General features: G+C 30.6%; 11 protein-coding genes. All 11 read right to left on the reverse strand.

Features of this window, described 5'->3' with window-relative positions; translation table 11 throughout:
* Positions 1 to 37: 37 nt before the first annotated feature.
* Entirely contained in the window at positions 38 to 1,126 is a 1,089-nt protein-coding gene (locus EII37_RS07755) for a sensor histidine kinase KdpD (protein WP_124788160.1), read from the reverse strand.
* Positions 1,096 to 1,782, reverse strand: a complete 687-nt coding sequence (locus tag EII37_RS07760; RefSeq protein WP_124788161.1) for a response regulator transcription factor — start codon at positions 1,780 to 1,782, stop codon at positions 1,096 to 1,098. The genes EII37_RS07755 and EII37_RS07760 overlap by 31 nt, the downstream gene beginning before the upstream one ends.
* Positions 1,783 to 1,843: 61 nt before the next feature.
* Entirely contained in the window at positions 1,844 to 2,563 is a 720-nt protein-coding gene (locus EII37_RS07765) for an ABC transporter permease (protein WP_124788162.1), read from the reverse strand.
* A gap of 1 nt (position 2,564) precedes the next feature.
* Entirely contained in the window at positions 2,565 to 3,350 is a 786-nt protein-coding gene (locus EII37_RS07770) for an ABC transporter permease (protein ID WP_124788163.1), read from the reverse strand.
* A 1-nt stretch (position 3,351) separates the two neighbouring features.
* The gene (locus tag EII37_RS07775) at positions 3,352 to 4,062 is read right to left on the reverse strand and encodes an ABC transporter ATP-binding protein (protein WP_124788164.1); all 711 of its coding nucleotides are present in this window, start codon (positions 4,060 to 4,062) and stop codon (positions 3,352 to 3,354) included.
* 223 nt (positions 4,063 to 4,285) lie between these two features.
* Positions 4,286 to 6,004: an ABC transporter ATP-binding protein gene (locus EII37_RS07780; protein WP_124788165.1), complete on the reverse strand. Its 1,719-nt coding sequence runs from the start codon at positions 6,002 to 6,004 to the stop codon at positions 4,286 to 4,288.
* A gap of 1 nt (position 6,005) precedes the next feature.
* Positions 6,006 to 6,761: a hypothetical protein gene (locus EII37_RS07785; protein WP_124788166.1), complete on the reverse strand. Its 756-nt coding sequence runs from the start codon at positions 6,759 to 6,761 to the stop codon at positions 6,006 to 6,008.
* Between the two features lie 4 nt (positions 6,762 to 6,765).
* Positions 6,766 to 7,638 carry an ABC transporter ATP-binding protein gene (locus EII37_RS07790; protein ID WP_124788167.1) on the reverse strand — a complete coding sequence of 291 codons (873 nt, stop codon included), beginning with the start codon at positions 7,636 to 7,638 and terminating at the stop codon, positions 6,766 to 6,768.
* A complete protein-coding gene (locus EII37_RS07795; RefSeq protein WP_077804664.1) occupies positions 7,622 to 8,053 on the reverse strand; it encodes an Msa family membrane protein in 432 nt (143 codons plus the stop codon). The genes EII37_RS07790 and EII37_RS07795 overlap by 17 nt, the downstream gene beginning before the upstream one ends.
* Positions 8,054 to 8,062: 9 nt before the next feature.
* A complete protein-coding gene (locus EII37_RS07800) occupies positions 8,063 to 8,641 on the reverse strand; it encodes a CPBP family intramembrane glutamic endopeptidase (protein ID WP_124788168.1) in 579 nt (192 codons plus the stop codon).
* Between the two features lie 3 nt (positions 8,642 to 8,644).
* Complete coding sequence (locus tag EII37_RS07805) at positions 8,645 to 9,382, reverse strand: hypothetical protein (RefSeq protein WP_124788169.1); 738 nt, start codon at positions 9,380 to 9,382, stop codon at positions 8,645 to 8,647.
* Between the last annotated feature and the right edge of the window lie 193 nt (positions 9,383 to 9,575).

A 9,575-nucleotide genomic window follows, 5' to 3' on the forward strand; every position in this document is an offset into this window, starting at 1 on the left:
ATAAAAACGATTCAATCATAAATTAACAAGTAACTCGCTATGATTTAATACAATTCACAGTTATTAAAACTTCTGCTCCCTCGTCTCTATTTCTAAGCTCAACTCGGCCTTTGTGTAGTTTTGCAACTCTACATACAAAACTAAGTCCAATACCATAATGTTGCTCTTTAACCGATCTAGCTTTATCCATACGATAAAAGAGCTTCCCAAAATGAGTTAAAACTTCCTCTGGAAATTCAGAGCCATTATTCCATATGCCTATTTTCAATTCCTTCCCCTCTTGCTCTACCCTAATGTTAATTTTAGGATTCTGTTTATCTGCATACTCCAAAGCATTTGTTAAAATATTTTGTATGGCACGAATCAGAAGAGATGAATTTATATAATAGTTTTCAGTTCCTTTCACATTTTGTTCAAAAGAAAACTTCATCTGATTTTTTATCAAAAAAGAAACTTCTTTCTCTAATTCATTGATAAAATCTGAAGAGGAATACTCCGTCCAACCTGTCTCATCATCATAATAGGTTTTAGAGTAGTGAATCAATTGATTGAAATAATCTAGTAACTGTTGACTAGCTCTTTCTATATCTGCTAAGCATTCTTGAGATTGGTCGTTTTCAGTTATCGCCTGCAAAAATTCCACATTTCCCCTAATAATGGTTAAGGGAGTCTTTAAATCATGAGAAGCTGCTGAAACCTGAAACATCAAATCTTCTTTCTGTTCTTTCTCATCAACTATTAATTGTCGAATTCTATCTTGCATCACAATAAGTCGATTTCCTGTCTCACGAAATTCTTTAACCGTTAAACTTTCTGTACATTCCTTCTCCAACCACATACTATTTTCATAAATCAAAGTCATTTCATAACTCAGTTTTTTCAACAATTTTCCAATGTGATAACTTATTAGAACAATCAATAAAACACAAATATATATCCATGATGACACATTGAAAAAAATTGATAGAACACCACTATTTTTTAGAGGTTTCCCATCTTCATTTATTTGTATAGATACTGAAGCTAAGGGAATAAGATAGGCCATTAGTAAGCCAAGACTAAACTGCCAAATAATTCTCCAACAGGTTTCTCGAATTAATTGTCTAAAACTTTTGATTCTACCCATTGATATCCTCCACCGTATAAGGTTTTAATTGGATTTAATTGATAAGGTTTCAGCTTTTGACGAATTTGATAAATGTACTCTGAAACCGAACGTAAAAGCGCTTCTGAACTTTGTGGATATAGATAATTATAAATTTCCTCAATAGAATATATTTTACTTGGGTTGCTTGCCAAAAGATTCACTATGTCAAATTCCCTCCTTGTCAGAGCAATCTTATCATCGTTTACAAATAGTTCCTTACTATCCGTATATAGTATAAGATTCCCAATCTTTATTTGATGAACATTTCCTTTAGTTCGTTCTTCACGACGTAAGTGCATTTTAACACGTGCTAACAATTCTTGCATACTAAAGGGCTTCATAATATAATCATCAGCACCTGCATTGATTCCAGCTACTAAATCTTCATCCATATCCTTGGCAGTTATAAAACAGATAGGAACAGTTATCTGCTCGCGAATCATCTGACAGATTTCTAAACCACTAACAGGCATCATAATATCTAATAGAATCAAGTCAAAGCCTGTAAAATCACAAAGATCAATCTCTTCTATCTTATTTCGTATGACTACTTCATATTTTTCATATTCTAGTACTTTTTTTATTAGGCGAAGAATAGCAAGATCATCATCTACAACCAAAATTTTATAAGCCATAACTCACCCTCCTGAATATATTATAGCACCAACTGAGAAAAAGACAGGATATCCCCTGTCTTTAGCCTACATTTTTTCCTATGAGTATCAATGTAGCAAATAGAAAAACAATTAATAACCAAACTATTTGTATCCCTAAGCCTTGCCACACTGGATAATAAAGAGACAATGGATAGGTATAAAAACAATTCATACTAGCCAGTAATGGTAAATTTCTAAAAAAAGAACTGAATTGTAATAACATTTGTCCCAAGCCCAATAAAAGGGATAAACTGATTCCCAAAATTAAGATAAAAGACTGGGAAATAAATACAAAAATACCACTTAAAAGAGTGAAGGTTAGAATAGAAATACAAGCTGGAAATAGAATTGTTAGAACATGTTTAATATTACTCAAAAGATTGATATTGTAGTATACTTGCGCGATTAGTATGCATAATGATATTACAGCAACCAATAATACAATTTCCATACATAATACAATAGCTAGTTTACAGATTATAAATTTCAAACGATTTGGACAGGTAAGAAAACTGGTACGAAGGCTAGAACCTGTAAATTCTTGACCTATAAATAGAACCGCTAGACTAATGAAACCTGCCTGTCCTAAATAGAGACTTTGCAGTAGCTGTTCCAAAACAAACTGTAGGGTCAACTGGTCTGGCTTACTATTTAAAAAAATAACCATCGCCGGAACACACAGTAATAGAGCACCTATAATCAACCAGTGCCAAGGATTCATCATAAACTTGAGATACTCACTTTTAAGTTGCTCTTTCAACCTATTCACCTCCTCCAATATCTGACTTAAGTAAGCGGTAAATTGCTAAAGCCAAGAATGAAGAGTTCCAACAAAGTAAAAATAAAATATGTTGTAAACTATTATGTTCTAAAATTTGAGGAGATGTAGCAATCAATCCTTGCCCCAATGCAACTGGAAGAAATTTTGCAATCGATATATAGTTTGCTAAGAATGTTCCTAAATTGTAGACTTGAGGAAGCAAAAATAATAGAGGAACAATGGCTGTTTTAAATGTCAAAGCCATAATATAGGCCAGCAGTCCCAACAAAGTCCAAGCTATACTGGCTAAAAATATATAGAACCAAACTGTTCCATTTAGTGAAAAAAGCATTAAGCCATCTTGTCCTAAAACATAATGTGTCATGTTAATCGTAAGGAATATTGATAGAAAGGAAATGAAAAAAGAAAATACAAGCCAAACTAATGTTTTTGAAACTAGGAAAGTACTTCGATTTGTAATAGAGAGGAGGCTTGTACGAATAGCAGAGCATTTATACTCCTCGGCTCCGTAAATTGAGCCTAGGATAATCATAATAAAAACACCAAATAAAGTGACATCAAAACCTAAAAATTCAATAGGAGGTATAGCTTCTGCTAATTCTGGATTTGTCTCTGGTGTAGCATGGATACCAACTGAAACAATTTGAGAAGCACCAATATTTGCTAAAAATGTTTGAAATACCAGTATCAAGAATAGTACAATATGAGTAGCTCTCCTATAAAGCAATTTCAAGATTTCAGAATGAAGAGAGTAAATAAGTCCCATGTCACTTTCCTCCTTCTGTTAAACTAAAGAAGACTTCTTCTAGTGAAGAAAGATTTTTCATCACTTCTTGTAAAGTCCCTTTTATAAGAACTTTTCCTTTATTTATGATAACTACATCATCTGTTACTGCTTCCACTTCCGATAATATATGAGATGATAGCAAGACAGTTTTCCCTTCTTGAGCTTGTTTTTTTATAAACTCTCTAAACCACCGAATTCCTCTTGGATCCAACCCATTAGTCGGTTCATCCAATATCAGATATTGAGGATTTCCTAATAGAGCTGTTGCAATTCCCAAGCGTTGTCCTTCTCCTAATGATAATTTCCCAATTTTAGATTTTTTCTTATGACTAATATCCACCATATCCAAGACCTGATCAATTCGCTGACTGGATATCCCATTACTAGCAGCAACAATTTTCAAATGTTGATAAACAGTCCGATCATCAGGAGCTCCTACACTGTCAAATGAAGCTCCTACAATCTTTAGAGGAAATTTTAATTCCTTATAAGTTTGATCTCCAATTTTAGTAAGACCAGATGTTGCTTTGTCTAATCCTAATAAAATACGTAAGGTTGAACTTTTTCCAGCTCCATTTGGACCCAGGAAAGCAGTCACTCTACCTGTTTTTGCTTCAAAAGAAATATCTTTTAAAATTTGAGTTTGTCCATATGACTTACATAAATTTTTAATGGTAATACTTTGTTCCATGATGTTCTCCTATTCTATTTAATATTTCTAAAAGTAACTATATCTTACACATTCTTTTTCGGATTTTTTTCAGAATTTAGAGAGTCAAAAGATTTAAAATTTTGTTTCATTTTATTATATGTATTTATTTGTCTCGCACCTTACAGAATGAGATAGACACATAGCAGAAAAGTAGTTAAGAATTTTTCTATCAGAAATTTCTTAACTACTTTTTCTAATGTCTTTAATTTAGTTCCTGTAGATAACTTTGGTAACTAGTATTTCTTAATTGTAATTCCTCATGTTTACCTTTATCTACAATTCTTCCATTATCGTCAAAAACAAACACTATATCAGCTTCACGAATCGTTGATAATCGATGGGCAATTGTTAGTCGTGTCTTTCCTTCAGTCAATGAGTTCACAGCCTTCGTAATAATTCGCTCAGTTTCTACGTCCAAACTTGCAGTAATTTCATCAAATAAATAGATATCACTCGGAAGCATTAATGAACGTGCTATATTAAATCGCTGCTTCTGACCTTCAGATAAACCTTGACCAGAATCAGATATATGACTCTCTAAACCTTTAGGCAATTGATTCATCAAGCTAAGAAGGTCTAATTCCTTTAGAACAAAATACATCCTCTCGTCCGATACCTTACTATTTTTCCCATAACTCAAATTTTCTCTTAGAGTTCCATGAAACAAAGTATTATCTTGAGAAGTATAACTAATCAAATCACGAACATTCTCCGAAGACAAATCCCTTAATCTTTTTCCCCCAATCAATATCTCTCCTGCATCGTATTGATAAAATTTCATCAACAAAGAAAAAAGAGTTGTCTTACCCGAACCGCTTGGACCTATAATCGCAACATGTTGCCCAGATGAAATGTGAAAGCTTAAATTATCTATTACACGTTTTTCTTGTTCTGAATAACTGAAAGAAACTGCATCAAAGGAAATAGAGAAGTCATTTACTTCTGTATAAGAGAAATTATTATCTTCTGAAGCTAAATTAAATAACTCTACTACACGTGTTCCTACCCCTTTTACTTCAGCAAAATCATCTAAAGACTGGATTAATTCTGAAGTCGGTTCCAGTAACTGCATGACATAAATAATGAAAGTAGTCAGTGTCACGATCGTCATTATTCCTTTCTGAACTTGCCATCCAGCTATTAAGATGATAATCAAGATAAAAAACATGATTACACTATTTAACAAGGCACTTTGAAAAGAGGAAATTGCTAATATTTTTCTAAAATTCTTAAAAAGTTCAGAAAAAACTTTAGACATAATCTTTATTTCTTGCTTTTCACCATTCATTGACTTTATTAATCTGAACTTAGAAAATTTATGACCTAAATCTCCTGCTAATTTTCCTAATAAATTTTGATGATCTAAAAAACACATTTCTAGTTTAGCATTTATGGGAAGCGTTACAAATAATAGGCACAATATTAATACTAGACTAACCAGCGTTAAATAAAAATTAATTGAAACTAAAAAGTAAGCAGTCCCCACAATAATAAATAGATTCATAATGACCTGTGGAAAAGTTACCGAAATTAATTTTAATACTACCGACATATCATTTGTTAATCGGTTTGATAAATCTCCTGCTTGATATCTTTCAACATCTGTTATTGACAAAGATAAAATTTTTCTATGAAGACTTTCCTGCATCTTTTTCATAGCTTGATTTCCACTCATTCCCAGTAAATAAGAAGATATGGCCTGTAAAGTATAAACAGATAAAAAGAATAATAGCATCCCTATTAGCATTAGCGGATTTGATAAAATAAATGTCAAAAACGACATATCCATCATCTTACCTATAAACTGAGGTATCAATAATCCCATTCCTGCGCTAATAAAACTTAAGAACAAACCCATAAAGAACCTTGGTTTATCTAAACAATGAAATAAATATTGATAAAACTCTTTTTGCTTTATCATTTTAAAATTCTACCTTTCTAAATTTCTTTAAGCTAAAATAAAATAGAATAAGTGAGTAGAATGTTGTTAATGAAATAATTCCAATATAAGCTAAGTGAAAATTCCCCTCCTCGGCTAATAAACGAAAACCATTTGGGAAAATCAAACCAATTTTACCAAATAGAGGTAAAATTCCTGTAAAAATGAGTAGAATAATGCCACTTACAATACTTGCAATATTACTGAAAAACAGCGATATCATAGTTAGTAGAAATATATAAAAAACATGATGTAAAATCGTTCCAAAAATAGAGAATAAGGCCAACCAACTATCCTGACCTAAAAGTTCTCCTGAAGCGAAAGGAAGATGGATAACTCTTAAGTAATAAACACCAAACATTAGCAAAGAAAAAATCAAAATAAATAAAGCAAATAAAGAGAGTATACTTAGTATTTTTGATAATAAAATCTTTTTCCTCTCTATATCCTTATATAAGAAAAGTCGGTGTAATTCTATATCGCTTCTCACTACAGATAAAATTAGTAAAAATAAGGATAAGGTTGGTAGAGTTGAATTGAAAGAAAGATTAAAAATACCATCATACATTTCTAAAAAACTTAATTTTGCTCCAGTTTCTATTGAAGTTACATTCATAAAACCTGTTTCCATAAATGTTGAAGCTAAATATAGAATAGGCATTAGACTAAAAAGCAAAAATAGCTTACTTTCTTTTCTATTCCATGTTGTGCTTAATACAGCTAAAAAAATATCTTTCATTTCATTACCTTTCCATAAAAATATCCTTTAACTGATTTTCTTTCATACTAATAGAAGAAATCATCTGTTTTTCACCCAAAAATTGTAAAACTTTATTTAATTCTCCTCTACTACATTGCGAAGAAATGACTAAATACTGATTTTCGATATAAACAGTATCTGACAGATAAGATTCCAGGATTAAAATGTTTTCATCATCTATCAGCTCAATCAATACATCTCTTCCAGATGGTTTAGAAAATTCATCAGCTAAACAACCAGACTCTATGTATACATAGCGATCACATAGAGATTCTAATTCACTCAATTGATGACTTGATATCAACATCGATATCTTTCTCTGACTAGCCCATTCTTTCAAAATAAGAATCAATTTTTGAACACCTATTGGATCCAATCCTACAAAGGGTTCATCTAAAATTAAAAAATTAGGTTCTGCAACAAGAGCTATTGCTAAAGCTGTTCTTTGCTTCATTCCAAAAGAAAAATTCTTCGGTTTTCTTTTCCTTACTTCCCATAGCTCTACTAATCTCAATGTCGGTTCAATATTTTTGTAAAGTTCCTTTTTGTTATGCAATCTCAAATAAAATTTTAGATTATCTTCAACTGTCATTTCAGGATAAAATACAGGATCGATCATAATGCCTACATCCTGAAGCAAACAATCTTTTGAACTCAGTTCAACTTCATTATAATAAATTTCACCTTCCGTCGGCTTCAGGGATTTGGCGATTAATTTCATGAGGGTGGATTTTCCTGCCCCATTCTTACCTATCAACCCCACAATTTCTCCCTTATTTATTTCCAAATTAACATTTCTCAATGAATAGAAATCATTTCCTGCAAATTTTTTAGATAAATTATGAATTGTTAACATTTTTCACTCCCTTTTTATTTTTCTGACTCTTTATATAGTAAGTAACAATTGATATAGAAAGATATAAAATTACCACAAAAATAATCTGAGACATCTCCAGAGGAGATTGAGCTATCTGCACTGTCATTTCATCTGATACAACGATATTTCTTTCCACAAATACTTTCCAAATAGACATTTTTTCAGACAAAATAGCAAAAATCATATAAGCCACACTTGAAATGATAGGCAAACTGATACTTTTATAAATTAAGTCCTTTTTATTTTTACTATTATATAATACGTAACCATGAATAATAATCGGGAATAAATACAAAATTAAAGCAAGTATCATAACTGATAAATTTGGTAAATAAAATAATAAAAATAGTGTAGATACTGTATAATACAAGCAAAGTAACAATATTGAAATCATATTTTCTCCTTATTGAAATAATGCAGCTAATAAGTTTATAAACCAATGCGCTGCAATAGAATAATGCAATCCAAAACGCATAGTCACAAGTCCTAGTATAAAACCAATTGGACTCCGAATCAATAAATTATCTATAATGTCATAATTCAAATGTAGTAAAATTCCAAATATTAAAGAGCATATTAGTAACGTCTGAGGTTTAGAAAAATTATTTCGTAAAATACGATATAAACAATAGCGAAACAGGAACTCTTCACAACTAGCAATAACCATTTGATACCAAAATTCTTCGCCTTTAATAAAAAATAGATTTATAAGAAATAGTAAGGCTGTTAAAAAAATAAATCTATACCACGAAAATTTAATTTCACAACTAGCATATAAATTATATTTTTTAGCTATATAATTTGGGAGTATGATAAAACAAGCTGGCATTAAAACAACTAAAAGATAGAAATAAACACTGACTAGTTGTTCTTTCTCTACAAAAACTAAGCCAGTCATAGCAATACTGTATAAAACAATAGATAACATCAAAATTCCTAAAGTTACTATCGCAGTAGATAATTTTGTCGTTTTATCATTCATTCTCTAAAACTCCATTTTTTTAAATTTTTTATACGATAAAATATAGAAAACTGTAATATAGACCATGCTCAACAAACACATAGCAGCTAAACTTGTAAAAGCACTTACACTTGATAGCGATATATACGCATTGGGAAATAGATAACCCATCCATCCCATCTTAGAAGAAAGTATTGAAGCTAAAACAAAGAAAATTGAGATAACTATTGTTACTGCTCTATTCGTTTTTAGCGAGGTATAAGACATAATTAAAATAGATACTAAATTAGAAAAGAATATACTGAAAATGCTTAAGATTTCTCTACTTAACAATTCATCACCTGAGAATAACATATTTGATTTATTTAAAAATAAAAAGAAAATTATCAATGATGTACATAAGGTAACCAAGGTATATAGACAGTATAAAACCATTAAAGAAAATAACTTAGCTTGAAAAATTCTATTTTTCGGTAAATCTTTGTATAGAAACATTATTCCAGAATTGAATTCATTTCGAAAAGTAGAGTAAATCATATAAGAAAAAATTAATGTTGGTAAAATAAGTTTAAATTGTGATTGAAATACAATGCTAACAAAAAAACTAAAACTTGCATTATCTCCTGCTACATAAAAAACTTCCATATCTGGACTATTTGTCAGTAGAGGAACTACTAATGGAAGTAGAGAAAAAGCAAATAAAAATTTTGTTTCTGATCTTAACCATATTGTCCTAAAAATTGTAAATAAATTTATGCTCATTTTATTATCTCCTTTAGTTATCAATCAGAAGAGACTTTATAATCTCCTCTGATTGATAACTAATCTAATTAGACTAGTTATTCTATTTATTAAATTGTCACACGACGATTGACCTTGTAGCTAATGCTAACAATACCGAAATTCCATGTATGACGTTTAAACAACTTTTTAAATGCTTTCATAACTTCCTCCT

Origin of the sequence: Streptococcus sp. OH4692_COT-348 (assembly GCF_003859975.1) — a bacterium.
Taxonomy (GTDB): domain Bacteria; phylum Bacillota; class Bacilli; order Lactobacillales; family Streptococcaceae; genus Streptococcus.

Bases quoted from the DNA above. Each gene is read 5' to 3' on its own strand.
- EII37_RS07770 (WP_124788163.1), bottom strand. From the start codon at position 3,350: ATGGGACTTATTTACTCTCTTCATTCTGAAATCTTGAAATTGCTTTAT.
- EII37_RS07805 (WP_124788169.1), bottom strand. From the start codon at position 9,382: ATGAGCATAAATTTATTTACAATTTTTAGGACAATATGGTTAAGATCA.
- EII37_RS07785 (WP_124788166.1), bottom strand. From the start codon at position 6,761: ATGAAAGATATTTTTTTAGCTGTATTAAGCACAACATGGAATAGAAAA.
- EII37_RS07755 (WP_124788160.1), bottom strand. From the start codon at position 1,126: ATGGGTAGAATCAAAAGTTTTAGACAATTAATTCGAGAAACCTGTTGG.
- EII37_RS07760 (WP_124788161.1), bottom strand. From the start codon at position 1,782: ATGGCTTATAAAATTTTGGTTGTAGATGATGATCTTGCTATTCTTCGC.
- EII37_RS07780 (WP_124788165.1), bottom strand. From the start codon at position 6,004: ATGATAAAGCAAAAAGAGTTTTATCAATATTTATTTCATTGTTTAGAT.
- EII37_RS07775 (WP_124788164.1), bottom strand. From the start codon at position 4,062: ATGGAACAAAGTATTACCATTAAAAATTTATGTAAGTCATATGGACAA.
- EII37_RS07790 (WP_124788167.1), bottom strand. From the start codon at position 7,638: ATGTTAACAATTCATAATTTATCTAAAAAATTTGCAGGAAATGATTTC.
- EII37_RS07800 (WP_124788168.1), bottom strand. From the start codon at position 8,641: ATGAATGATAAAACGACAAAATTATCTACTGCGATAGTAACTTTAGGA.
- EII37_RS07795 (WP_077804664.1), bottom strand. From the start codon at position 8,053: ATGATTTCAATATTGTTACTTTGCTTGTATTATACAGTATCTACACTA.